At 65.6% G+C, this 23,650-nt stretch carries 23 protein-coding genes; 9 read left to right on the top strand and 14 right to left on the bottom strand.

All coding sequences use genetic code 11. The features are described 5' to 3' along the window. Positions 1-80: 80 nt before the first annotated feature. From ACQUST_RS11300 to ACQUST_RS11280, 5 genes are all read left to right on the top strand, one after another. The gene (locus tag ACQUST_RS11300) at positions 81-494 is read left to right on the top strand and encodes a hypothetical protein (RefSeq protein WP_435128363.1); all 414 of its coding nucleotides are present in this window, start codon (positions 81-83) and stop codon (positions 492-494) included. A 238-nt stretch (positions 495-732) separates the two neighbouring features. Beyond that, positions 733-1,578 carry a helix-hairpin-helix domain-containing protein gene (locus tag ACQUST_RS11295; protein ID WP_435128361.1) on the top strand — a complete coding sequence of 282 codons (846 nt, stop codon included), beginning with the start codon at positions 733-735 and terminating at the stop codon, positions 1,576-1,578. A gap of 114 nt (positions 1,579-1,692) precedes the next feature. Continuing rightward, the gene (locus ACQUST_RS11290; protein WP_435128359.1) at positions 1,693-1,869 is read left to right on the top strand and encodes a DUF2080 family transposase-associated protein; all 177 of its coding nucleotides are present in this window, start codon (positions 1,693-1,695) and stop codon (positions 1,867-1,869) included. Positions 1,870-1,871: 2 nt separating this feature from the next. Beyond that, complete coding sequence (locus tag ACQUST_RS11285; RefSeq protein ID WP_435128356.1) at positions 1,872-2,099, top strand: hypothetical protein; 228 nt, start codon at positions 1,872-1,874, stop codon at positions 2,097-2,099. A gap of 448 nt (positions 2,100-2,547) precedes the next feature. Then, positions 2,548-4,770 carry a hypothetical protein gene (locus tag ACQUST_RS11280; protein ID WP_435128353.1) on the top strand — a complete coding sequence of 741 codons (2,223 nt, stop codon included), beginning with the start codon at positions 2,548-2,550 and terminating at the stop codon, positions 4,768-4,770. Between the two features lie 363 nt (positions 4,771-5,133). On the opposite strand, the gene ACQUST_RS11275 is transcribed toward ACQUST_RS11280, so the two are convergent. After that, a complete protein-coding gene (locus ACQUST_RS11275; RefSeq protein ID WP_435128350.1) occupies positions 5,134-5,562 on the bottom strand; it encodes a hypothetical protein in 429 nt (142 codons plus the stop codon). 853 nt (positions 5,563-6,415) lie between these two features. On the opposite strand from ACQUST_RS11275, the gene ACQUST_RS11270 reads away from it, so the two are divergent. Next, on the top strand, positions 6,416-7,243 hold the full coding sequence (locus ACQUST_RS11270; RefSeq protein WP_435128347.1) for a CAP domain-containing protein: 828 nt from the start codon (positions 6,416-6,418) through the stop codon (positions 7,241-7,243). A 70-nt stretch (positions 7,244-7,313) separates the two neighbouring features. Next, positions 7,314-8,363, top strand: a complete 1,050-nt coding sequence (locus tag ACQUST_RS11265; RefSeq protein ID WP_435128344.1) for a hypothetical protein — start codon at positions 7,314-7,316, stop codon at positions 8,361-8,363. 13 nt (positions 8,364-8,376) lie between these two features. Here the strand turns inward: ACQUST_RS11265 and ACQUST_RS11260 are convergent, their stop codons facing one another. From ACQUST_RS11260 to purH, 13 genes are all read right to left on the bottom strand, one after another. Next, positions 8,377-8,943 (bottom strand): DUF7110 family protein, encoded by a 567-nt coding sequence (locus ACQUST_RS11260; RefSeq protein ID WP_435128341.1) that lies wholly within the window; start codon positions 8,941-8,943, stop codon positions 8,377-8,379. Positions 8,944-9,043: 100 nt separating this feature from the next. Beyond that, positions 9,044-9,391, bottom strand: coding sequence for a glutaredoxin family protein (locus ACQUST_RS11255; RefSeq protein WP_435128339.1), 348 nt, complete (start codon positions 9,389-9,391; stop codon positions 9,044-9,046). Positions 9,392-9,492: 101 nt separating this feature from the next. Next, positions 9,493-10,317: a hypothetical protein gene (locus ACQUST_RS11250; protein ID WP_435128337.1), complete on the bottom strand. Its 825-nt coding sequence runs from the start codon at positions 10,315-10,317 to the stop codon at positions 9,493-9,495. Further along, a complete protein-coding gene (gene gfcR / locus ACQUST_RS11245) occupies positions 10,310-10,957 on the bottom strand; it encodes a transcriptional regulator GfcR (protein ID WP_435128334.1) in 648 nt (215 codons plus the stop codon). Before gfcR ends, ACQUST_RS11250 begins: the two co-directional genes overlap by 8 nt. After that, the gene (locus ACQUST_RS11240) at positions 10,954-12,015 is read right to left on the bottom strand and encodes a glucose 1-dehydrogenase (protein ID WP_435128332.1); all 1,062 of its coding nucleotides are present in this window, start codon (positions 12,013-12,015) and stop codon (positions 10,954-10,956) included. Before ACQUST_RS11240 ends, gfcR begins: the two co-directional genes overlap by 4 nt. A 167-nt stretch (positions 12,016-12,182) precedes the next feature. Continuing rightward, on the bottom strand, positions 12,183-12,608 hold the full coding sequence (locus ACQUST_RS11235) for a GNAT family N-acetyltransferase (protein ID WP_435128329.1): 426 nt from the start codon (positions 12,606-12,608) through the stop codon (positions 12,183-12,185). A 63-nt stretch (positions 12,609-12,671) separates the two neighbouring features. Continuing rightward, the gene (gene psmA, locus ACQUST_RS11230) at positions 12,672-13,454 is read right to left on the bottom strand and encodes an archaeal proteasome endopeptidase complex subunit alpha (protein WP_435128326.1); all 783 of its coding nucleotides are present in this window, start codon (positions 13,452-13,454) and stop codon (positions 12,672-12,674) included. Between the two features lie 4 nt (positions 13,455-13,458). After that, a complete protein-coding gene (locus ACQUST_RS11225) occupies positions 13,459-13,944 on the bottom strand; it encodes an Rpp14/Pop5 family protein (RefSeq protein WP_435128323.1) in 486 nt (161 codons plus the stop codon). Between the two features lie 16 nt (positions 13,945-13,960). Beyond that, positions 13,961-14,620 (bottom strand): class I SAM-dependent methyltransferase, encoded by a 660-nt coding sequence (locus tag ACQUST_RS11220; protein WP_435128320.1) that lies wholly within the window; start codon positions 14,618-14,620, stop codon positions 13,961-13,963. Next, positions 14,604-15,395, bottom strand: a complete 792-nt coding sequence (locus ACQUST_RS11215) for an RNase P subunit p30 family protein (RefSeq protein ID WP_435128318.1) — start codon at positions 15,393-15,395, stop codon at positions 14,604-14,606. The genes ACQUST_RS11220 and ACQUST_RS11215 overlap by 17 nt, the downstream gene beginning before the upstream one ends. Beyond that, positions 15,392-17,890 (bottom strand): dihydropteroate synthase, encoded by a 2,499-nt coding sequence (gene folP / locus ACQUST_RS11210; protein ID WP_435128315.1) that lies wholly within the window; start codon positions 17,888-17,890, stop codon positions 15,392-15,394. Before folP ends, ACQUST_RS11215 begins: the two co-directional genes overlap by 4 nt. A 90-nt stretch (positions 17,891-17,980) precedes the next feature. Next, complete coding sequence (locus ACQUST_RS11205) at positions 17,981-19,216, bottom strand: sensor histidine kinase (RefSeq protein ID WP_435128312.1); 1,236 nt, start codon at positions 19,214-19,216, stop codon at positions 17,981-17,983. Positions 19,217-19,516: 300 nt separating this feature from the next. Further along, entirely contained in the window at positions 19,517-21,106 is a 1,590-nt protein-coding gene (gene purH, locus ACQUST_RS11200; protein WP_435128309.1) for a bifunctional phosphoribosylaminoimidazolecarboxamide formyltransferase/IMP cyclohydrolase, read from the bottom strand. Between the two features lie 168 nt (positions 21,107-21,274). Here purH and purB point away from each other — a divergent pair, with 168 nt between their 5' ends. Continuing rightward, on the top strand, positions 21,275-22,678 hold the full coding sequence (gene purB, locus ACQUST_RS11195) for an adenylosuccinate lyase (protein WP_435128306.1): 1,404 nt from the start codon (positions 21,275-21,277) through the stop codon (positions 22,676-22,678). Positions 22,679-22,876: 198 nt separating this feature from the next. After that, positions 22,877-23,620, top strand: coding sequence for a winged helix-turn-helix transcriptional regulator (locus ACQUST_RS11190; RefSeq protein ID WP_435128303.1), 744 nt, complete (start codon positions 22,877-22,879; stop codon positions 23,618-23,620). Positions 23,621-23,650 lie beyond the last annotated feature (30 nt).

Here is a 23,650-nt window from a genome sequence, read left to right as displayed (position 1 = left end):
TCACGCCCCGCAGTAGCTCCTACGGCTCTCTATGGCCATAGTTTCTGCGGGTGAGCCAACCAGCAGCAGGAATCAAGACCGTGAGCGAAGCCAACGAACTCATCGAACTGTTCGAGGAATGTGAGGAAGAAACGAGCCAGCAGTTGACGCCAAACGCGCCGCCAACACACGGTACTGAGAGCTTCCCCCAGGAGATACCATGGAAGTTCTTGTTCCGTCTCGCTGGGACACCGAGTGATGCCGAATTCAGCACTACGGAGCTGTCAGAAAGTACCTCAAACGAGCGTCTCCTGAGGGAGCTACCTGATGAGCGTGTCGCCCCAGCTACTGAACTCGGAAAGCTCCTCGGAGCGAGGACTGGACTTGAGGGCCCTGCTCTCTGGGAGAACTATCACGGTGCCGAGATGCAGGGATATTTCCACGAAGTCCGAGAAGTAGCAGTGTTAGCCGAGAATCCTCCTGAATCGCCCGAATCAGACGCCACTGAGTGGTGAATAGCCACTTCACTATTTATTCAAAACAGTGACAGTCACAAACTCGGTGAAAGGCCAGCGAGAGCAGGGGGATTTGCTGACCGGACGGAACGGGAGGCGGAGGGGCGAAGCCAAGCCCTCGTGGATGGTACGCCAACCGTTTGGCAGAGTACGTCGGGCCGTTGCGGCCCATTAGACCGTGATAGCCGCGAGCGTAGTAATCGTCACGCAGTCTTGGGTTGTGGCCGTGCCTATGGCCGTGGTTGAGCAGGACTGCGACATCGCCACAATTCGCCGCGTGAGGGCTTTGCTGGGTGAGTGTTATCTGCCGTATATGTCGCGGGCCACCTCGCAGGATTCAGAAAAGCGAGTATCAGTGTGTCAGGAGTGCGGCAAGGAGTTCGAGCATGAATACGGCCTTGATGAGAGGTCGTACTGCTCCAGAGAATGCTTCGTGGCAGCGGTAAAAGCAGTGCAACGGACTTCGGTATGCGAACAGTGCGGGACAGAGTTTGAACACGAGCAAAAGGAGCGAACCTACTGCTCGATGGAGTGTCTGGCAGAATCAAATAAGAGCGGCACGTCAAGCGAAGCCACCAGTATCTGCAAGAGATGCGGTGAAGAGTTTACTCATCCCCGGTACCAGGACCGGACCTACTGCTCTAAACAGTGCTATCTCGACACCGCTCGACCCAGAGCGGAGGGGACTGAATATCCAGAGGTGTACGAGGCTCTGGAAGGGCTCGGTACTCAGTCCACTACTACGCAGATTCTTGCGGAAGCTGGCTACGAAACAGAGGAAGACCTACGGCGAGCAAATCCTCAAGACCTGCTGGCAATCAGGGGAATCGGCAAGGTGACGGTATCTGAGTTGTGGCGAAATCTGGACAACCCGTGGCCGACGCCGTTCAAACACGGGTCCGGCCAGTCCGACAATCCCGACCAGACTCAGCCGCCACAGGAGGCTACGTCAGAGACAGAGGTACAGCAAGAGCCGGACAATGGCGAGGAAGGAGGCGAGAGGGTCAAAGTCTGCCCCTTCTGTAGGAAAGAAAAGGCAGAAGAGGAGTATGAGGTACACTTACGACGGTGTCAAGAGGCGTAACTGGCTCTGCTGGTTTTCGCCCGCGAGTCCTGCTGGTAGCGCCTTAGGGCCGCTCGTCCGCTCTGCTCCTTTCGCCCGCATGAGGTATAATTACATAGAGTTTAATAATTCGATGTGCCAAAATCAGAAACTAATACTGGGACAAAAGACCAGTTCGAGATTCACGGTGACGAAGTGGTCGAAGGTGAAATCAAACCTATCGGCGGCTCTGCCCACGTCACCCTCAAGAAGAAGCACAGAGGAAAGCGGGCGAAAGTGGTCATCATCGACGATTCTGACGGTGGTGAATAAAGATGCCATGGCAGGAAGTCGTCGGAGTTAACCGAGAAACGGGAGGCCTCGTGGTTGAGAACTCCAACGGCGAGGTATACGAAGTCCACCTCATCCCCAGAGTGGAGGAGCTGTTGGACGAGGACGTAGAGTTGTACGTCAAAGTCGAGAGATACCCAGAGTGGCAACCATCCCGGTTCCAAGCTTGGTGGTCGCCCGACCGGCAAGAAAAGGTGAGTAGAGTTGTTTGAAGCGGAACCATTCCGAGCGCCGCCGGAGTGCCAAATCTGCTTGCGAACGCTTGAGCAGTCGTACGGTTGCCGAGACGACCGCTCCATTAAGTTCGCGTGTGGGGAGGTACGCGAGCCGGTGGCCTACGGCGAGGAAGAGGAGTATCAGCCGTTCGAGGTACAGCCTGTCAAGCCGTGCGAGGCCTGTGGTGTCATGCCGGGTCGTTACCATCATCCCGGTTGTCCCGAGGAGGCTTGTCCCAAATGCAGAGAGCAGTACCAAATGTGCGACTGCTCGACGGACGAGAAGCTCCGTATCTCGGAAATCTGGATGACTCAGGAACAAAGCCACAGCTCACCAAGATGACCTCGAAAGGAACCGCACGGGCCGTGCTGCCACACGGCCGCGAGGTGGAACCCGCCGTGCCAGGACTGGTAAGCTATCTGGCAGCTACGGAGGTCCGAACCTATGCGATACGACACGTTCACGCACAATAGTCCTAACGCAGTTTCAAGTAGAAGCACAGAGTCAGCCGACGACCTTACCGAAAAAGGCCGGCGCATCTTGAGCGGTCTGTACCAAACGGCGGTTGAAGACGCCAGCATCATCGGCGCACAGGCTCCGACCGGCCTAGGTAAAACCGGGACGGCCATCAGGACGCTGGCGAATGCGGGAGAGGACGTGACCGGCTGCGAGCCAGTGGTCGTCGCACTCCCGACTACTGACGCCCGCGACGGAAAGACCGCGTTCGCGGAGCAGTTCGGTATTGACACGCTCGTACTGGAAGGCCGCCACGACGCCTGCGCGGCCTCCGACGGTCTTCACGACGAGGAGCTACCGAACATGAAGAGCCTGCCAGTCAGCGACTGGATAGCGGAGCAGGCAGAGAAGGGCTTGACCATCCGTGAGATACACACTCGGCTGAAGGAGAAGCTGGGCCGGGAACCACCCTGCCGTCAAGACGGCGAGTGTCCGGCACTGAAGCAGTGGGGTGAGTTCCACCAGGAGGAGTTTGACGTGGCTCTTTGCACTCACGAAATGCTCCACGCAAAGATGCTCCGCGACTCCACGAATCTCGTTATCGACGAGATGCCTCACTACACGATGGGGCTGTCCGGGAGCGGCCCGAGTCGGCAGCACATCCGCGAGGCCCTAACTCTCCGGCTCCAGAAAGCGGATGCACCGCTTGAGTCGTGGACCGAACTCCGCGATAAGCTACGCCACAATCCGGACAGCCAGCTCCTCGAAGAAACCAGAGACGCCATACTCTCAAGCCCCCAGCCCAAGACGGACTGGTACTTCCAACAAGCAAACAGTCACCGGCTGGACGAGGGGATGCTGCTCGCCATACTCAACGGCGAGGCCACTGCGTGCGGAACGATGTACTCCGGGTCAACCACCTACCCACAGACTCCCGAAGCAGGGACGGCCCGCGAGGTCGTGACTGTGGTGCTGGACGAGGATTACACACTCCAGCGTATCTGGCAGGTCCCGTTGTTCGAGGAAGTCCGGTCACTGGTCTGCTTAGACGCGCATCCGTACGAGCAGCGGTGGGCCGCGAATATCGGTATGGACGTTCCGTTCCTGAGTGTCTTGGACGAGCAGGAAGAGTCGCGGTGGCGTCACCAGGAACGTGGCCTAACCGTGGTGCAGGTTGGGGATGCCAGACGGCCGCTGACAAACGGCGACAACCTTAGCGAAACGAAGGCCAAGGCGCTGCTCGCAGAAATCGTGGAGGAGTCGGAAGGCGACTTCTGCTCCGTGGTCGCGCCACAGTCCGTTGAGGACGAAATCAGCGGATGGCTCGACCAAATGACTCCGAGAGATGCTAAGTCGATGCACTACGGGGAGGAGATGGGCCGCGACGACTTCGGCAACGAGGACTGGGGCGCGGTGTTCGGCCATATCGACCCCGGCGATGAGGACGTGATGGACTACGTGGCCTACCACCGCCTCGACGCGAAGCCGGAGATGAAGACGTGTGACAAGTGCGGAGACAATAGCGTCCCGTCGAGCACCTGCATCCACTGTAACGATGATGGTAAGGTCAGGGCCAGAGGCCGAGGTTTCGACGGGGCGGACGCGGATGCTGCTGAGGAGATTCTGAAAGGCGTTACGGAGCGCCACGTCGCCCAATCCATCGGCCGTTTCGCACGGAACGCCGGCGAGGACAATGGAGGCGCCACAGTCTATGCGTGGACCAGCGTAATCCCGGACAAGCTCGTGGACGTGCGAGCGGAAGGCGTGGAGACGACCTTCGGTGAGGAGCAGGTGGAGATGCTGGAAGTCCTGAAATCACAGGGTGACTGGGTTAGCACTCGTGAACTCACAGACGAAGTGGGCTGCACCAGAAAGCACATCACTGAATCACTTGGTCAGATGGTGGACCGCGGTCTCGTTGAGAGGGAGAAGGGGCGCGGGCCAAATCCTGACCGTTGGAAATGGTCGGGAAGCCTTCAGACCTATGGAGAAGTGGACCTCAACAGTCTGGAGATGGGGCGGAGAAAGCGTTACTTCACCCGTACTAAGACTATTAGTACGCCAGAAGTAACGCTTTCGAGACAGCAGGGTTCGGTGCCGTCGAAGCCGAAGGATACGGAGCAGAGTCAACAGGAACCAGACCAGGCTGCATACTTCGAGGCTGAGAGGAAGAAGCGAGAGGAAGCGAGGAAAGCCTTAGACGGCGGCTGACGGCAGCTGCCGTCACGTTTCCCATGCGTACACGGGGCCGGGTAGGCCAGTAGGCCACCGCCGTCACTTGGGACAAACGACGCAGGGAGACTGCTTGTCAGCACGAGTCAGTATATCAGACCACGAGGAAGCGGGCCGCACACAAACAGTCCACCTGCTGACCTCGCGTATCGCGACGGGTGCGGGCCGGTATCCTTCGTATCAGTGTTGTGCGACGTCGTGACAACCTCAGGACCTCCCTAGAGCAGGAGGTCGGCAGTCTGTATTACCCGGCTGCTCACTTCGAGACTCAGTCGAGGGAATAGCAAGAAACAAAATAGTTATTGACCGCAGTCGGTCAAATCCATGTGTAGAAATATATGACTATTCTCCATACAACCTTTGGATTATTTTATCAAGTTCTTCAGCCCCACGCTGATGTCTCGGAATGGTTTTACCAGAGAATTTCTCCGGGAATCTCTCGATGCAAGAGTTACCATGGTTCCGACCGGCCGCTTTATCCCCAGTTAGTAGCCGGTACTTCTCAATATCAACGACGCGGCCACCGACCTTCATGAAGCTATCTACACTAACTCGCTCTAAAACTACTCCTTCGTCAATTCTCCTCTCCCGGTCATTCCGGAGAAGAACAGGCTCAACAGTCTCTTTGGAGTCAACTAGAATCTGAAGCTCGCAATGAGAGGATTCGACTTCTCCGGGGTTTTCGTCAATTGCCCAGATGACTGGTTTCGTCTTTGAGCGTAGTCTTGGCAATCGAGGCCTATACTGGCTGATTAGTTCAAATATCCCCATGGATTAGAATAGGAGGTATCGACATATAAATGTCATTTGTCAGTCCCCTACTGAATGAATAGGGGGAGAAAATATGGACTGCATAGAAACCATCCGCCTTAGGATTGTATTCTTACAAACTCGTTGACGAAGGAGATGTCACGGAGGAAGATACTCAGCACGGGGCAAAACAATAGATTACGGGGAGTTGACCCGCAGCATATTGGACCTCTCCGTGACGGAGGGTAATCTTAAACGGAGTCTGACCTCGACGCCGACTTCCCTGAACGGTTCGCACTCGGTACTACGTTCCTAAAGGCGTGGTCCAGGGTCAGCTTCAAAGACATGGAGTAAAATATGCACCACACTGCCCTCGCAAACCCTAAAGGCGCGTATAGTTAGTTAGCACTAAGGACCGCATACATACATACTAGAATTCCGGGTATTGTGGTGGGAAAACGCTTCTGTCTACCCGCGTAACCGTGTTCCGCACGTAGATAGTTTCTACCTGCAGGCTATCGAGGACAGAATCCGGTATGTTGCTTCCGGCCGCAGTAATCGTGGATAATGCTGACGTATGGTCCCTACACGGTCTGATAGGTCTACTATGCATCCTCTGCCTGTCGTCGGACTGCCGTTCCGGTTGCGAGCCGTGCGGCTGGTTGTTTAGCGAATGTTTATCGCGGGAGAATTGGTCTGGAAACGGTCTGTGGACGGTCTCCCTGTTGATGGCTATCGCTGTCCTTTGGCGGCTGTTTAGAAGGTGATTGGTCGGAGCGAAGCCGTCCAGAAGTGCTGGGTCGTGGTCTGGTACGGTCTCCGGGCCAAGGTTAAAGTCGAATGTCGGTTAGATAATGGGAAACCAGAGTTATCCATGGGGAACCAAGAGAAGGGCCAGCACTGCCCGAGTTGTGGGGGTCGAGTCTGGCGACTATCAGGCGATAAGTTTCTGAAGTGCCATCGTTGTGGCTGGACGGTAGGGTATCCGGTTCTTCGGTGGGTACTCCATCCAACGTGGATTCTATACTATCTGCACCGTCTTCGCAAGTATCCAGTTTCGTCCCTGTGGTCACTGGCAAAGATAGGCACTATCTTGCTCATCGGCGGTCTCCTAATTACTGGAGCCATACCTACCAGTGATGTATTGAGTGGGGTCGATTCCGCTTCAAGCGGAGGTTCGAATGGGCCCCCAGAGGACGCGATTGTCCAAGAGGGATACAATCTCAACCGTACAGAAACCCTGTTCATCCAGTATCTGAACCGGGAACGGAGTAGTAGAGGACTCCAAAACGTCTCGAAGTGGTCAGTCCTGACAGAGATGGGGCGAGCCCATAGTCGGGATATGGCCGAGAAAGGGTATTTCGCCCACAAAGAGCCAGATGGAGACACGATTAAGGACCGATACAACCAGCGAGGATTACTACCGAAATGTAGATTGCCGATTTCAGGCACGGACCGCTACTACGCCGGAGCAGAGAACATCGCCAAGACGCACATCAACACACAGGTGAGGGCGGAGTGGGCTGACGGAGGTACGTATTCGGTTTACGGCGAGCAGGACTTGGCAAGGGCGATATTCCAGATGTGGATGCACTCCCCCGAACACAGGAAAGCCATGCTGGTCGCTTCAGCGGACCAAGCCGGGCTTGGGCTCTACATCACCGAAAACGGCACAGTCTACGCCAGTCTGGAACTCTGCTGAAGAAGCAGACGCCAATTCGTGAACCAAGGCAAATGCTCATAACATTAGAAACAACAAACTCTATTGATATATGGTTGTAGAGCGGGAGAAAGTGGCCTACGCTGGGTCAGCAATCCTAATAATCGCTGGAGGAGTGCTCTATGTCACTGGTGCCCCTGCGGCCATCACTCTCCTATCATTCCTATTTAGTGTCGGGAGCGGAGTCTTCGGATGGAGGAAACAGAGGGAGGTCAAGACGCTCGAATCAGCAATGGACAGCCTTCTCGAGGAGAAGAAAGGCCTAAAAGAAGAACTGGAGGCCACAGAGGAGAGGAAACAGCTGAAAAGCCAAAGACTCCGTAATTTGAAGCAAGTCTTAGACCGAGAAGGAATTGATGCGGACTATCTCATCGAAAAATATGGTCAACCGCTCAAAGCGCCACTCTTGGTACTAACCCATTTTAATTCAGATAAGGGTTGGAATACGGAGGAGGGAGAGCAGTATATCAGAAATCGATTGGAGGAGTTAGATGCCAAGGTACTGCACGGAGCAACCCGAGTAATTCCTCCAAGGAGTGTTGACCAAGAGATAGAAACCCGGGAAGAATTAGAAGATTGGTTTCATGATGAAGTCCTTGGAGGACGTGATGACCTGACATACAAATTGGAACTCATGTCTATCGTAGACCTGCGCCAAGTTTTCGGACAAGATAGGGCAGGAGACGACGGCGGGCAATTTGAGATGAACACTATAGACGAACTTTTCGACACGGACCCTGTTGTCCCTACAGACGACCTCCTCGATATCTTGGCACGGAGTGACCGTATTTCGATGGAAGATGAATTACGGGAGAATGTGGCTCTTCTCGCCATTCCCTATGCCTCTGAGAGTCAAATGAGAGATATTATCCAACATCAACCTTCTATCCAAAGCAATCTGGGCGATATTACTCAAATCGGAAATACAGATATTGAGCGAATTGAGCAAGTGCTGGAGGAGCATGATGTACAGGGTGCTGAAGAATTGGCTACTGGAATTCAAGAAGAAGCGAGGTCTCTACGACCAATTCTGGACGGAGAGTTAAGCGAAACTCAAGAGGATATAGCGACTGAACGGGCAACGGAACTGACTGGTACCTAACGGTTAGGTACCGTCAGTCCGAGATGAACTTGTTGTCGCGCCAGTTCACGCCGCCGTTTCCGGCTTCGTTCTGCGCCGGGTTCTCGACGACTTCGACGCTCGCGGGCCGCTCTTCGCCCTCGACGATGCGGTGTGCGTGCAGCTGGTCGTCGTACTCGGTGATGGCCGTGAGAGTGCCCTTCTCCGAGAGCAGCGCGATGTTCCGCAGCACCTCGAACATCGGGTACTGCAGCGCCGTGTTCTGGAGCACGGTCTCGCGGTCGCCCTTGAAGCAGGCGAACTCGACGAGTTCACTCGGAATCTCCTCCTCTTCCTCCTGCATCCAGCCGCCGCCTGTTTTCGGCGGCTCCTCCTCGTACACCCGGGTTTCGGAGACGCTGGCTTTGAGCTGAGCGGTGGGCGTGTACTTGCTGATCTCCTCGTCGTCGGAGACGGCTTTCAGTATCAGCGTGTTGTTTCGCCGGGTGATGTCGACCGCGTCGATGGCGTCGGGAAGCTCCGGGTCGTCGTCGAAGTAGTCCTGAAGGTCTTCGAGTGGCAGTTCGAGCGTCGAATGTAGTCGGAATACGCGACCTGTCATTGTGGGTGGATGAGTGGGAACGGTGGGGGGTTCGTGACCGGGTCGGACAGCTGTTCAGCTGTACGTACGCGCCGTGGGCTTATATCGTCTGCCCTCCGCGTCAGGCGTCGCCGGCCAGCGTCTCGCCGAGTTCGCCGCGCTCGTCCAGCTCCGCCAGGATGTCGCTGCCGCCGACGAACTCGCCGTCGACGAACGTCTGCGGAATGGTCTCCCAGTCGCTGTGTTCCGACAGCGCCGCGCGGTACTCGTCGAGTGCCGGGAGCACGTCGATGGTCTCGAACTCGTCGACGTGGCCGCTGATGAGTTCGACGGCGCGCTTGGAGTAGCCGCACTGCGGCATCAGCCGGTTCCCCTTCATGAACAGCACGACGTCGTTGTTCGCGATGGCGTCGTCGACGTTTTCGCGGACCTCGTCCGCCGACAGTTCGCTCTCCGGCTGGAATGTCATACCCGTAAGTTGGTCGCACGTCCTGAAAGACGTTGCGACGCGGTGCGGAACGACGCGGTTCCCGACGCTGACCTTGCGGCCGCGTCCCTCGCCGTTCCGCCTCACCCAGTCGTGGCGTACCAGAGGAAGACGCCGCCGAACAGCCCGGCGAACGCCGCCGCGTAGACGGCCACCGGGTTTCCGGCCCGGGGAGCCACGAGCAGCACCGCAGCGCCGACCCCGAGACAGCCGACGCCGAACAGGGCTGCGACGGTCCGGACCGGTCGCGGAAGGCGGGCCGGGTCCGAATCCGGTTCGTCGTCCGGGTCCGTCGGGCGCAACAGCGGCTCCGCCGCGTCGAACGCGGCCGCCGAGAACGTCGCGTACCGGGCGGATTCGGGGACTCCCGGGCGGAACCGCAGCAACACGGCCACCCGGTCGCCGACGCGAAGCGACCGCAGCGACCGAACCGAGTCGACCGGCAGTTCGACTCCCGCGTACTCGACTGTCCCGGCGGCCGGGTCGACGGAGCCCTCACCGGCGAGGAGGCCCGCGAGGACGGCGAGCGCTGCGCCGAGCCCGAGCAGCGGCCAGAGCGGCGGAACGCCGAGTGCGGCTGCGGCGGCGTGGACGCCGGCGCCGACGAGCAGCGCGGCGGCGGCGCGCCACCGACCGACGGCCGGGAGCGACACGTCCGACTCGCGGAGCGCTGCGAGCTGCGCGCGGTTGAGAGCGATTCCGACGGCGACGACCGCGGCGGCGGCGGCGACGAGCGTGAAATCACCGCCGAGCGCGGCGGTGAACGCGGCCCACGTCAGCGCCGCGAGGAGGGCGACGACCGGCCCGGCGAGCAGGCCGAATCCGGCGAGGAGAAGCGTTCGGACGACCGGGTCGGCGTCGGCTGCGAATTCCCAGGTGACTGCGGACGGTGCTCCGTCGTCAGTCACGGCCGACGCCGACGACGTTGATGAGCGAGTAGACCGGGACGCCCGCCACGGAGTCGAGCCCCTGCTTGTCGACGATGACGACGCAGGCGACCGGTTTGCCGCCCTCCTCTTTGACCGCTTCGACGGTCTCGGTGAGCGTCGTCCCGGAGGTGACGGTATCGTCGACGACGTAGCACTCGCGGCCGCGGATGGTCGCGAAGTTCCGGGAGAAGCCGCCGCCGCGCTCGTCGATGTCGCCCTCCTCCCACTGGTGTTTCGCGGGCGCGTACGCGGCCATGTCCGTGTCTAGTTCGCGAGCGATGGTCGTCGCCAGCGGCGTCCCAGCTTTCTCGATGCCGACCGTGAGGTCGACCGACTCGCCTTCCTTGTCGAGCAGGTCGGCCATCGCGCGTCCGACGTGGGTGAGCCGCGTGGAGTCCCGGCCGACCGCGGACCAGTCGACGTGGATGTCCTGCGGGCCGTTGGCGGCCTGCGGCGGTTCGGCGGACTCGCCCGCGCCGGCGGTGTCGGCGCCGGAGCGTTCGACGAGCCACGACGCGGTCTCCCGGGAGACGTTGAGTTCGTCCGCGATCTCGCCCTTCGAGAGTCCGCGTTCGGCCAACTCCGCAGCGTCGTCGATGAGGTCGTCGACGTTCTTCATAGCGTACCGAGTTCGACGGCCGTCTTGATAGTGGTGTCGTCGTCCCGGAACGCCCGGTCGACGTCGTCGAGTCCGTAGACGCCGGTGACGAGGTCGTCGAGGAACGACCGGTCCATGGCGTCGAGCGTTTCGGCGGCCGCCTCGAAGTGGCCGACGTTGGAGTTCACGGAGCCGACGAGCGCCTTGTTGTGCAACACCAGTTCCTCGTGGATGGCGCCGCCGTCGACCTCGAACTCCCACGAACTCGGGACGCCGAGCAGCGCGCCGACGCCGTTCGGTGCGAGGGCGTGGACCGTCTCGAAGGCGTGTTTCGCGTAGCCGGTCGCCTCGTAGACGAAGTCCATCCCCTCGTGCTCGTCGGCGACGTCGCCGACCGGGGTCTCGCGGGAGTCGACGTACGTCGCGCCGACGGACTCGATGACGTCGATGGTCGGGTCCGGGCGGTCGCGGCGGCCGAGACAGTACAGCCGGTCGAAGTCGTCCCGGAGCATTTCGAGCGTGAGAAGGCCGAGGCTGCCGTTGCCGAGCACCATCGCCGACGAGGGCTCCCAGTCGAAGGCGCTCCGGCTCGCGTAGGCGTGTTCGACGGCCTTCTCGGTGATGGAGGCCGGTTCGACGAGGAAGCCGTACTCGGCGAGCGACTCCGGAACCGGGACGAGGTACTCGGCGGGGCTGGTGAAGTATTCGGCCATGAAGCCGTGCGCGCCGACGATGCCGCGTTCGACGTAGTCGCCCTCCGGCGCCATGTCGGGTTCGCCGCGCGCGAAGTAGTCGTTCTCGCCGTTCGGTCGGCGGCGGACGGTCGGCGCGACCAGCGACCCCTCAGCCAGGTCGGTGCCGTTGGCGTCGACGACGACGCCGACGGCCTCGTGGCCGAGCACCAGGTGGTCTTCGCCCTCCGGGAAGCCGCCGTGGCCCCCGGAGAGCACTTCGTGGTCGGTGCCGTCGACGCCGACGCGGAGCGTCCGGACGAGCGCCTCGCCGTCCGCCGGCTCCGGCTCGGGCTTCTCGATGACTGTCGGCGCGGTCTCGCCGCGCCGGACAGCGACTGCGTGCATGCGTGGACCGAACCGACCCCTCGACAAAAGGTTTATTCTATCGTGAGTAAAGAACAGGCCGTCGGCGGGCGTCGGCCGTCCAGCGCCGAGTCGTCCACTCCCATCACCTGACGGCGGACGGCCGCCCCCGAACCCGTGTCGCCGCGGCCCGACGCGTCCGCCGACCCTCACTCCTCCCGGAGAAACATCCCTTTCGACGCCGGCCGGGTTTCCCGAAAACCGAACCGCTCGTAGAAGCCGTCGACGTCCGCCATGAGATTGACGTACGCGCCGGCCGGGGCGTCGTCGCGGAGCCAGTCGACGACGGCCTCCATCATCCGGGTGCCGAGTCCGCTGCGCTGGTGGTCCGGGTGGACCGCCGTGTCACAGACGTGGTAGACGCTGCCGCCGTCGCCGACGACGCGCGCCATCCCGACGACCTCCCCGTCGGCGTCGGCGACGTCCGGAACGGCGACGGCTCTGACCGCGTACAGGCTGTTCGGGAGGCCGCGTTCGACGCCGCCGCGGGGCCGAGCGGCCATGTCGGCCGCGGCGCGGAGCCGCTGGAAGTCGTCGACCGACGGCGCGCCGTCCCGGAGTTCGTACCTCGACATGCCCGCTCGTGGGCGCCGGCCGCGCAAAAAGGTCGGCGTCGGAGCGACGCCCGGTCCGCGTCGTTACTGGTCGTCCGCGTCGCCGTCCTCGGCGACGTCCTGCTCTTCGGTCTCGTCAGCGAGGAGGTCGAACTCGTCGAGGTAGCCCTCGACGCTCGCCTCGTCGTGGGCGACGTACTGCGGCGCCTCGGCCTCGATGGTGGCGAGGCCGACGCCGTCGGGCTGGAAGCTCCCGTCGTTCGTCTCGGCGAGCGCGGAGAGCGCCAGTTCGATGCCGGCCTCGAGACCCATGTCCTCGCTGTACCCCGCTTCGAGCCGGTCGCGGACGTCGGTGCGGTCGGCGCCGATGGACAGCGCCTTCCACTCGTAGGGCGTCCCGGACGGGTCCGTCTCGAACAGCCGCGGCTCGCCGTTCTCGACGCCGCCGACGATGAGCGCGACGCCGAACGGGCGCGCGCCGCCGACCTGCGTGTACTGCTGGATGTGGTCGGTGACGGTCTTCGTCAGCGTCTCGATGCCCATCGCCTCGCCGTAGCGCAGCCGGTTGACCTGCGCCTGCCGGCGCGCGAAGTCGATGAGCTGCCGGGCGTCGGCGACGTGGCCGGCGGAGGCGATGCCGATGTGGTCGTCGACCTTGTGGAGCTTCTCGATGCTTTCGGGCTCCATCAGCGACGACCGCGAGCGCTTGTCCGCCGCCAGCACGACGCCGTCAGCCGTTCGTACACCGATGCTCGCCGTCCCGCGCTTCACCGCTTCGCGGGCGTACTCGACCTGGTAGAGACGTCCGTCCGGGGAGAAGATGGTAATCCCGCGGTCGTACGCCTGCTGTTGGGCTTGACCCTGCATGATATCACTCGGAGATGTCGGCGTCCGTCGCGCCCACGACCCCCGCCGGGGTGTCGACGTCGACCGCGCCCGCCCGGCGCTCGTACCCGGTTCGGCGGTCGCCCGCGAACACGACGGTTCTCTCGTCAGTTACTCCGCCCGCGTGTCCTAAATACCTTTCTTCACACGCACGAATCGTGCCGGAGACGCCGCGCACCCGGACGCCGACCGCGTCGTCGCCGACCGCGGAGACGCACGCCAGCGCGGCCCGGGTGGCGTCCACCTCCCCGCGCCGGGCGCGGACGACGCACTCGCCGGCGCCGTCGTCGAACCGGAAGCGGACGAGCGTCGCGTCCGCGTCGGCGCTCCCCGGGTCGCCGAGGAGGTTCTGAGCGGCGTACCAGATTTCGCGCTGCATCGCGCCGCGCGAAATCGAGGCGTCCGGCTCCGCTTCGAGGCCGACGGCGAGATACCGCCACCGCGGCCGGAGGTGCTTCGGGAGGTGTTTCACGGCTCGGTCACCCCGGTCACTCCTCCCGGCCGCTGGCGACGACGCGCTCGGCCGTGATGACGCCGACCTGGTCGTGGACGCGGTCGACGTTCGTGACGGCGTAGCCGGCGTCCGTGAACTGCTCGACGAGCGTCCCGACGGTCGCGGGGTCGTCGACCTCCGGGCTGTAGAACGGCTCGTCGGGGTCAGGCTCCTCGAAGAACATGACGTCGCCCAGGACGACGCGGCGCGGCCCGACGGAGTCGTTCCGTGAGGGCGTCGTGTCGCCGTCGAGCGCCGCGACGGTCTCGATCGCGTCGCGCTTCTCGTCGTCGCTGAGGTGGTGGAGCGCGAAGTTCGACGTGACCACGTGCACCGGCTCGTCCACGTTCGGGTCGCGGAACTCGCCGTAGTCGAACGAGACGTTCGTCAGGCCGCGCTCCTCCGCTTTGGCGCGGGCCTGCTCCAGCATCCCGTCGGCGATGTCGCGGCCGAGGACGCGGTTCGCGTCGTCCGCGAGCGCCAGCGCGATGGCGCCGGTTCCGCAGCCGAGGTCCAACACCGTGTCGGCCGGCCCCGGGTTCGCTCGCTCGACGACGAGGTCGGCGCAGGCGCGGTACTCAGGGGTCTGGGAGTCGTCGTACTCGGCGGCCAGTTCGGAGAACCGTTCGGCGTGCTCCTCAACCGTCTTCTTCATACCTGCCACGTCGGACCCCCGGGGAAATGAACTCCTCGGACATCCGGTCGCGGTTCCGCGCCGCGACCCGTCCCCACTCGGCGAGGCCGTCGCGGAGCCACGCCGCGTCGAAGCCGAGTCGCTCGCCGACGGCCACCAGTTCCCGCGGCGACCGGACCTGGAGGTGCGAATGCGGCGTGGCGCTCACGACGTACGGCGCCTCACAGGCCGCCACGATTTCGCGGAGCTTCCGCAGCCCCTTCAGCGCCTGCACGCGGCCGCCGCCGGTCGCCCGGAGCGCCGGCCCGAGGTCGAACTCGATGCGGGTGCCGTGCTCCCGCGCCGCGTTCGCGAGCACGTGGTTCACGTCGCCGTCGCCGTCCATCGGCCGGGCGAGCACGTCGACGCGGTCCTGTTCAACGGCGAACCGGTTCAGCGCGTCCGTGCCGCCGCGCACCAGCACCACCGGGAACTCCGGGCGGAAGTTCCCGACCGCGCCGCTGGCGGACGTCGGTTCGTCGGCGTCGACCTCGACCGCCGGGACGACGTCGACGTCGTAGCGGCCGCGGAGCGCCGCCGCGTCGAACTCGCTTCCGCGGCTGCGGACGACGACGCCGTCGAAGCCGTACTCGCGGGCCGTCTTCGCGTACCGCGACGCGGTGGCGTCGCCTTCCGGGTAGGCGTAGACGGCCTCGTACGGCCCGGCAGCGTTAGGGTCTCGGGGCGCGCCGTCGGGACGACCGGCCTCGGCGTCGCCGTTCGAGGGGGCCGCCGCGTCGTCGTCGCGGTCGGTCACGGTTCGTCGACCTCGAAGCCGTACGGGTCCGCGGCGGCCGCGGCGATACGGACCGCGCGGACGTTCTCGGCGGCGTCGTGCACACGGACGATGTCGGCGCCGTTGGCGGCGGCGAGCGCGGTGCCCGCCACGGTTTCGGCGCCGGCGTCCCCGGTTTCGCCGCCGACCAGTTCGAACATCGACTTGTGCGAGTGCCCGAACAGCACCGGGCAGCCGAGCGCCGCGAACTCGCCGAGTCGGCCGAGGATGTCGAAGTTCTCGCGCTTCGACTTCCCGAAGCCGACGCCGGGGTCGACGATGACGTTCTCGCGCGGAATCCCGGCCTTCTCGGCGAGCAGCACGCGCTCGGTGAGTTCGTCGACGACGTCCTCGACGACGTCGTCGTACTCCGCGTCGGTCGACGGGTCGACGGGCGCGTCGATGCTGTGCATCACGATAACCGGGACGTCGCGCTCGGCGGCGAGAAACCGCATCTCGGGGTCTTCGAGCCCCGTGACGTCGTTGAGGATGTCGGCGCCGGCGTCCAGCGCCGCCTCCCCGACCTCGGCGCGCCGCGTGTCCACCGAAATCAGGGCGTCCACGTCCGAGATGGCGTCGATGACGGGGGTGACGCGCTGAATCTCCTCGTCGACCGGGACCGCCTCGGCGCCCGGTCGGGTGGACTCGCCGCCGACGTCGATGACGTCGACGCCAGCGTCGACGAGCCGCTCCGCGCCGGCGACGGCGTCCTCGTAACTGAAGTGTTCGCCGCCGTCGTGGAACGAGTCCGGCGTCACGTTCAGCACGCCCATCACCGCGGTCCCGTCCTCCCACGGATACGCGTCGTCGGCCGTGCCGGTGTCGGCGTCCGAGTCGTCGTCGAGGCCGACTCGGCCGCGGAGGTCGGCCGCGACGCCTGCGAGGCCGTCGCCGCGGTCCTCGACGGCGGCGAGCGCCTCGCGGAACTCGGCGCGCGTGCCGAGCAGGACGACGTCGTGGAGTTCGCCGCCGCCGTCGACGCCGCTCCTGACGCAGTCGCCGCCGGCCGCGACGAACGCGGTTTCGAGCGTCTCGGCCTGCCGGGCGGAGACGCGGGTCTTCACCGTCTCGTGGACCGCGTCGTCGACGTGGCGTTCGACGGCGTCGGGCGCCGCGTCGGTGCCGCCGAGCACGCGCTCGGCGTCGGCGCGCGACTCCACCCGCTTCGGGAGTTCGTTCCGGGTCCAGTCGGCGCGGGCCTCGGCGACGCAGAACAGCGACCCGGTGAGCAGCACGCAGTCGCCGGGTTCGGCGGCGTCGCGGGCGGCGGCGACCGCGTCCGCGACGGCGTCCGCGGCGGTCACGTCGGCGCCGGTCTCCCGCTCGAAGACGCGGGCGAGCACCTCCGGGTCCTCCGCGCGGTCGATTCGGGGCGCGCAGGTCCGGACCGTCGCCGGGTCGGGGAGCGCCGCCGCCATCTCGTCGTGGTCCTTGTCGTGCATGGCGCCGAAGACGAGGTGGAGGTCGTCGTGGTCGAACTCGGCGAGCGTCGACGCGAGCGTCCCGCAGGCGTCCGGGTTGTGCGCGCCGTCCAGCACGACCAGCGGGTCGGTGCGCATCACTTCGAACCGGCCGGGCCAGTGGGCTTTCCGGAGGCCGCGGCGCAGCACGGCCGCGTCGTCGACGCCGAGCTGGCGCGCGAGCGCCGCGGCGACGCCGGCGTTCGTCGCCTGGTACGCGCCGAGCAGCGGAATCCTGGCGTCGACCGACCAGTCGTCGCCGGCGAGCGACACCGCCGCCTCCTGGTGGCTGACGCGGCCCTCGTACCGGGCCGTCACGTCGGGCGCGGCGCCGTCGCCGGCCTCGGCGCCGCCTCCGGGAGCGCCGTCGCCGACCGTGACCACGTCGCCGGCGACGTCGCGGACCGTGTCGAGCGCGACGCCGTCGGTGGCCGTGACGAGCGGCGCGTCCGCCGGCGCCACCTTCGCTTTCGTCCGCGCGATCTCCTCGACGGTGTCGCCGAGGACGGACGTGTGCTCCAGCGAGACGTTCGTGACCGCGGCGGCGACGGGGTCGACGACGCTGGTGGCGTCGAACTCGCCGCCCATCCCGACTTCCAGCACCGCGACGTCGACGTCGGCGCGGCCGAACCGCCACAGCGCCATCGCCGTCAGGACCTCGAAGAACGTCAGCGGTTCGCCGTCGGCGGCCCGGTCGACGAGCCACGGCTTCACCTCGTCGACGAACGCCGCGACTTCGCTCGCCGGCACCTTCCGGCCGTCGACGCGGACGCGCTCGCGGAGGTCGTCGAAGTGCGGCGACGTGTACAGGCCGACGCGGCGGCCGTCCGCGCGGAGCGTCGCCTCCAGCATCCGGGCGACGCTCCCCTTCCCGTTCGACCCGGCGACCTGGACGAAGTCGGTGCCGTCGTGCGGGTCACCGAGGTGCGCCAGCAGGTCGCGCACCGAGTCGGTGCCCGGCTTGACCTGGAAGCGCCGGAGGTCGAAGAGGAAGTTCGCTGCCTCGTAGTACTCCATACCCGACGGTTTCGCGGCGCGCGCTTATGGCTAACGGGACTCCGTCGACGTCACCGTCGCCGCCGCCGTCACCGCCGCCGCCCCGTCGGCTCAGAACCGGAACGCGAACCGGGCGCCGCCGTCCGCCGTCTCGTCGACGTCGACGGTCCAGCCGTGCGCCGCGGCGATGTCGCCGACGACGGCCAGCCCGAACCCGGTGCCGTCGTCGTCCGTCGAGTACCCCCAGTCGAGCACCCGGTCGGCGTCCTCGGCCGGCAGCCCCGGGCCGTCGTCGGACACCGCAAAACCCACCGCGTCGGCCGCCGCGTCGCCGTCGCGGTCGCCGTCGCGGTTGCCGTCGGCGTCGCCGTCGCAGTTGCCGTCGGCGTTGTCGTCGCCGTCGATGCGTTCGACGCGAACGGCGACGTCGGTGCCGGCGTGCTCGACGCTGTTCCGGAACAGGTTCTCGAACAGCGTCCGGAGGCGCTCGGGGTCGGCCGGCACCGTCGGGAGGGCGTCGACGTCGAGCGTCGCGTCGGCGGTCTCGACGGTCCCCCACGCCTGCCGTGCGACGAGGCCGACGTCGGTCGGCTCCGGCGACTCCACGGCCTCGCCCTGCCGGGCGAGCGCGAGCGTCGAGTCGATGAGCGAATCCATCCGGTCGAGCGCCTCGGCCGCCTCGGGGAGCCGGTCGGTCTCCCCGGTCTCCGCGGCGAGTTCGACGTAGCCCGCGGCGACGTTCAGCGGGTTCCGGAGGTCGTGGCTCAGGATGGACGCGAACCGGTCGAGCCGCTCGTTCTGCCGCTCCAGCCGCTCTGTGCGTTCCCGGAGCGTCCGGCGGCGCTCGGCGCGGTCCATCGCGGCTTCGACGTTCGCGGCGAGCAGCCGCGCCAACTCGACGTCGGCGGCGTCAATGTCGTCGGTCGTCTGCGAGCCGAGCGTGAGCACGCCGTGTTCGCCGAGCGGCGCGACGAGCATGCTCCCTTCGCCCGACCGCGGGACGTCGTCGTCTATCTCGGTGATGTCCGGGAAGACGAGCAGTTCGCCGCCGTCGAAGGCGTCCCACTGCACGGTTTCGCCGCGGTCGTACGGGTACCGCTCGCCGGCCAACTCTTCGACCGCGGGCGAGACGGCGGCCGGGACGAGCTGTTCGGCCTCGGGGTCGTACAGCCTGACGGTGTTGAGCGTGAACCCGAGGATGTGGGTCGCCGCCGACGCCGCGGTTTCGGCGGCCTCGGTGCGCGAGAACGCACGCATCAGGTCGCGGGTCGCGGCGTGGAGCCGTTCGAGCTTCTCCTCGGTCGTCGTCGCCGCCGATTCGTCGACGGCTGGCGTGTTCGGACTCACGGAAAGGGGTCGGCGGGTCCGTCCCGCTGTTGATGTCAGTGCTCCGACGCCAATCAGTATGAATTATTCGCTTGGGTTCCGACCACACATCGACGAATAAAACAGAGCACTCCGGAGCGCTCCGGGGGAATCCGGAGCGAACGAGCGAACGAGTGAACGAACGGGCGAACGGACGAGCGGACGAGCGGACGAACAGACGAATACGACCAGTGGTGCCGACCGTCGGCTGCGCGGTCGCGACGACGCCGTCGCGACACCGACGCGACGGCTCGGGCCGGGGAGATTTCCGTGCTCGCCGGGTCAGTCGTGCCGGAAACTGCGGCTACCGGTGAACGCCATCGCCATGCCGTGTTCGTTCGCCGCCTCGATGACGTCGTCGTCGTTGACGGAGCCGCCCGGCTGGATGACGGCGTCGATGCCGGCGGCTGCGGCCTCCTCGATGCCGTCCGGGAACGGGAAGAACGCGTCCGACGCCATCACGGCGCCGTCGGCGGACTTGCCGTCGGCGTCCTTCTCGGCTTTCATCGCGGCGAGCGTCACGGCGTCGACGCGGCTCACCTGCCCCATGCCGACGCCGACCGTCTCGGTGCCCGTCGCGAACAGGATGCCGTTCGACTTCACGTGCTTCAGGACGCGCCACGCGAACAGCATCGTCTCCACCTCGTCGTCGGTCGGTTCGCGCGCCGTCACGAACTCCAGGTCGTCGCGGGTCGGCGCCTGCAGGTCGCGCTCCTGGACGAGCCGCCCGCCGACGAGCGGCTTCTCCGTGTACCGCTCCGTGACGTCGCCGAGCGCGTCCGCGTCGCCGACGTCGAGCAGCCGGAGGTTGTCCTTGCCGCGCAGCACCGCGAGCGCCGCGTCCGTGAACCCCGGCGCGACGACGACCTCCTTGAACGACTCGGCGATTCGCTCGGCGGTCGCCTCGTCGCACTCGCGGTTCAGCGCGACGATGCCGCCGAAAGCCGACTTCGCGTCGGTGGAGAGCGCGTCGGCGTACGCCGCCGACAGCGTGTCCGCGGTGGCACAGCCGGCGGGGTTGGTGTGCTTGATGACCGCGGCGGCCGGCTCGTCGAACTCCTTGACGAGGTTCAGCGCCGCGTCGGCGTCGTTGTAGTTGTTGTACGACAGCGCCTTCGCGCCCTCGTTCAACTGGTCGGCGCCGACGACGTTCGCCTCCTCGCAGGTCGCGTCGGCGTACAGCGCGGCGTCCTGGTGCGGGTTCTCGCCGTACCGGAGTTCGCGGACGCGGTCCTCGCTGACGGTGCGGCGCGCCGGCAGGTCGCCGCCGACGTCGCCCTCGACCGACACCTCGCCGGCCTCGCGGTCCACGTCGACGCGGCCCTCGGCGAACCACTCGACCGCGCGCGGATACGCGCGGAACTCGGCGTCGAACAGCACCCGCGTCTTCAGGTCCTCGTGGCTGTCGTCGTCGTACACCGGGACGGCCTCCTGGGTCACGATCGGGCCGCCGTCCACCTCCTCGGTGACGACGTGGACCGTACAGCCGGTCTGCCGGACGCCGGCGTCGAGCACCTGCCGGTGGGCGTCGGTGCCGGGGAACGCCGGGAGCAGCGACGGGTGGACGTTCAGCGTCGTCGGCGCCCGGTCGATGAACGCCTCGGTGAGCACCCGCATATAGCCGTCGAGACAGACGATGTCGACGTCGTAGTCGTCGAGCGCGTCGAGCACGCGGCGCTCGTGCGACTCGCGCGGCTCGTCGTCGTCGCGTTCGACGACCTCCGTCGGGACGTCGCGCTCGGCCGCGCCGTCCAGCACGGGCGCGTCGGCGTGGTTCGACAGCACCACCGACAGCGACGCGCCGCCGGGCGCTCGGTCGGCGATGTGCAGCAGGTTCCGTCCGCGGTTGCTCGCCAGGCCGGCAATCTTCATGGTCGAACGCTCCGGCGGCGACGGAAAAACGGTTGCGGTCCGCGCCGGCGCCGTATGCAGCAACGCGGATAGAATCCCCCAGATAATCGGCGTAATCCGCTCGCTGTATGCACGGCTGTGGTGGTTCGCGACCGGAACGCCTTTGCCGGCGGCGGCGGGAGCGCCGGTATGGACCTGCCCCGCGAGGACCCCCTCGCCGCCGTCTCGCCGCTCGACGGCCGGTACGCCGGCCGAACCGAGCCGCTCGTCCCGTACGCCAGCGAAGCCGGCCTCGTCCGCGCTCGCGTCCGCGTCGAAGTCGAGTACCTGCTCGCGCTCGCCGACGAGGACGCCGTCGCGCTCGACCTGGCCCGCGACGAACGCGACCACCTCCGCGGCGTCGCCGACGAGTTCGACGCCGACGACGCGCGGCTCGTGAAGCGGCTTGAAACGGAGGGCGCCGCCGGCTACAGCGCCACGAACCACGACGTCAAGGCCGTCGAGTACTTCCTGCGCACCGAGACCGACGAGCGCGTCCACCCGTGGATTCACTTCGGGCTGACCAGCGAGGACGTCAACAACCTCGCCCAGCGGCTGCTCGTGAAGCCCGCCGTCGAGGAGGTGCTGCTCCCCCGGCTCCGCGGCCTCCGCGACGACCTGGCCGACGAGGCCCGCGCCCACCGCGACGTCCCGATGCTCGCGCGGACGCACGGCCAGCCCGCGACGCCGACGACGTACGGCAAAGAGCTCGCCGTCTACGCCGCGCGGCTCGGCCGCGCCGCCGCCCGCGTCGCCGACGCCGCCGAGGGCCTGTCCGGGAAGCTCGCCGGCGCCTCCGGCACCTACGCCGCCCACCGCGCCGCCTACCCCGACGTCGACTGGCGGGGGTTCTCCCGGCGGTTCGTCGAGTCGCTCGGCCTGAACCACACCGCGCTGACGACGCAGGTGAACCCGTGCGACGACCTCGCGGCGCTGTTCGACGCGCTCCGCGGCGCCAACAACGTCCTTTTGGATTTCGACCGGGACGTCTGGCTGTACGTCTCCGACCGCTACCTCGGCCAGGAGGCCGCCGCGGGCGAAACCGGGTCGTCGACGATGCCGCACAAGGTGAACCCGATCGACTTCGAGAACAGCGAAGGCAACCTCTCGAAGGCGAACAGCGACCTGACGTTCCTCGCCGACTACGTCACGACCTCCCGGCTCCAGCGCGACCTCTCCGACTCCACGGTGAAGCGCAACGTCGGCGCCGCGTTCGCACACTGCCTCATCGGCTACGGCAAAACCGCCGACGGCCTCGCGAAGGTCGCGCCGAACGAGCGGGTGATGCGCGAGGAACTCGACGCGAACCCGGAGGTCATCGGCGAGGCCGTCCAGACGATTCTGCGCCGCGAAGGCGACACGGACGCCTACGAGCGCGTGAAGGCGCTCACCCGCGGCTCCCGGACGACGCTCGACGACTTCCACGACCTGTTCGACGACCTCGACGTCGACGACGACGTCCGCGAGGAACTCCGGGCGCTCACCCCCCCGACCTACGTCGGCTACGGCGGCGCACTCGTCGACGACGTCGACGCCGACGTCGACGCGGAGTAATCGTCGACGCCAATATTGCCACCGCGTAGTCACCGGCGCGACCGCAGACTACGCACTCCGGCTGTCGGAACGCCGGGCGCGCGGCTTCGGATTCGCCAAGCCGCGAAGCAACGATTTCTCAGCGGTTCGGGTGAGATGAGCCGGTCTGTCTCCGGACGAATCAGAGACGCTTTGTGGCTTCCGTAACGACTGGGCGTCGTGACCGAACTCGACGACGTCGACCGGCGGGTGCTGTACCGACTGATGGAGGACGCCCGGACGACGAGCGCGCCCGAAATCGCCGAGGAGGTCGGCGTCTCGGCCGGCACCGTCCGGAACCGCATCGACAAACTGGAGGACGCCGGCGTCATCCGCGGCTACCACGCCGACGTGGACTTCGAGCGCGCGGAGGGCAGGCTGACCTACCTGTTCATCTGCTCGGCGCCGATTCCGGAGCGCTCCCACCTCGCGAGGCAGGTCAGGGAGGTCCCCGGCGTCGTGCAGGTCCGCGAACTGATGGCCGGCCAGCGGAACCTCCACGTCACCGTCGTCGGCGAGGACACCGACGAAATCACGACGGTCGCGCGCGCCATCGCGAACCTCGACGTCGACATCGAAGACGAGAACGTGGTCGAGACGGACTACTTCCGGCCGTACGGCCCGTTCGGGCCGCCGGAGCAGCGCAACCGCGCCGCGCCGTCGGACGCCGCCAGCCTCACCGCGGAGGGCGAGTTCTGCGAGGTCGTCGTCGACGAGGACGCGCGGGCGGCGAACCGGACCATCGCCGACCTGGGCGAGTCCGACCTGGCTGACGGCGTCCTCGTGCTGCTCGTCGAACGCGGCGACGAGCCGATTCACCCGGTCGCGGAGACGGAACTGCGGGCCGGTGACCGCGTCACGCTGTTCGCGCCGCGCGGCGCCGACGACCCGTCGACCGGGCTGTTCACCGCGACCGACGCCTGAGCGCGGCGCCGACGCTGGCGGACCGAAGCG

This window comes from Halobaculum sp. D14 (assembly GCF_051195135.1).
GTDB lineage: Archaea > Halobacteriota > Halobacteria > Halobacteriales > Haloferacaceae > JBNTKA01.
Note: the sequence above shows the minus strand (reverse complement) of the source record. Positions and strands in the feature narration are given on the sequence as shown.

Bases quoted from the DNA above. Each gene is read 5' to 3' on its own strand.
- gfcR (WP_435128334.1), bottom strand. From the start codon at position 10,957: ATGAAGAACGTCGACGACCTCATCGACGACGCTGCGGAGTTGGCCGAA.
- ACQUST_RS11255 (WP_435128339.1), bottom strand. From the start codon at position 9,391: ATGACATTCCAGCCGGAGAGCGAACTGTCGGCGGACGAGGTCCGCGAA.
- ACQUST_RS11275 (WP_435128350.1), bottom strand. From the start codon at position 5,562: ATGGGGATATTTGAACTAATCAGCCAGTATAGGCCTCGATTGCCAAGA.
- purH (WP_435128309.1), bottom strand. From the start codon at position 21,106: ATGAAGATTGCCGGCCTGGCGAGCAACCGCGGACGGAACCTGCTGCAC.
- ACQUST_RS11220 (WP_435128320.1), bottom strand. From the start codon at position 14,620: ATGAAGAAGACGGTTGAGGAGCACGCCGAACGGTTCTCCGAACTGGCC.
- ACQUST_RS11280 (WP_435128353.1), top strand. From the start codon at position 2,548: ATGCGATACGACACGTTCACGCACAATAGTCCTAACGCAGTTTCAAGT.
- ACQUST_RS11285 (WP_435128356.1), top strand. From the start codon at position 1,872: ATGCCATGGCAGGAAGTCGTCGGAGTTAACCGAGAAACGGGAGGCCTC.
- purB (WP_435128306.1), top strand. From the start codon at position 21,275: ATGGACCTGCCCCGCGAGGACCCCCTCGCCGCCGTCTCGCCGCTCGAC.
- psmA (WP_435128326.1), bottom strand. From the start codon at position 13,454: ATGCAGGGTCAAGCCCAACAGCAGGCGTACGACCGCGGGATTACCATC.
- ACQUST_RS11270 (WP_435128347.1), top strand. From the start codon at position 6,416: ATGGGGAACCAAGAGAAGGGCCAGCACTGCCCGAGTTGTGGGGGTCGA.
- ACQUST_RS11235 (WP_435128329.1), bottom strand. From the start codon at position 12,608: ATGTCGAGGTACGAACTCCGGGACGGCGCGCCGTCGGTCGACGACTTC.
- folP (WP_435128315.1), bottom strand. From the start codon at position 17,890: ATGGAGTACTACGAGGCAGCGAACTTCCTCTTCGACCTCCGGCGCTTC.
- ACQUST_RS11265 (WP_435128344.1), top strand. From the start codon at position 7,314: ATGGTTGTAGAGCGGGAGAAAGTGGCCTACGCTGGGTCAGCAATCCTA.
- ACQUST_RS11240 (WP_435128332.1), bottom strand. From the start codon at position 12,015: ATGCACGCAGTCGCTGTCCGGCGCGGCGAGACCGCGCCGACAGTCATC.
- ACQUST_RS11260 (WP_435128341.1), bottom strand. From the start codon at position 8,943: ATGACAGGTCGCGTATTCCGACTACATTCGACGCTCGAACTGCCACTC.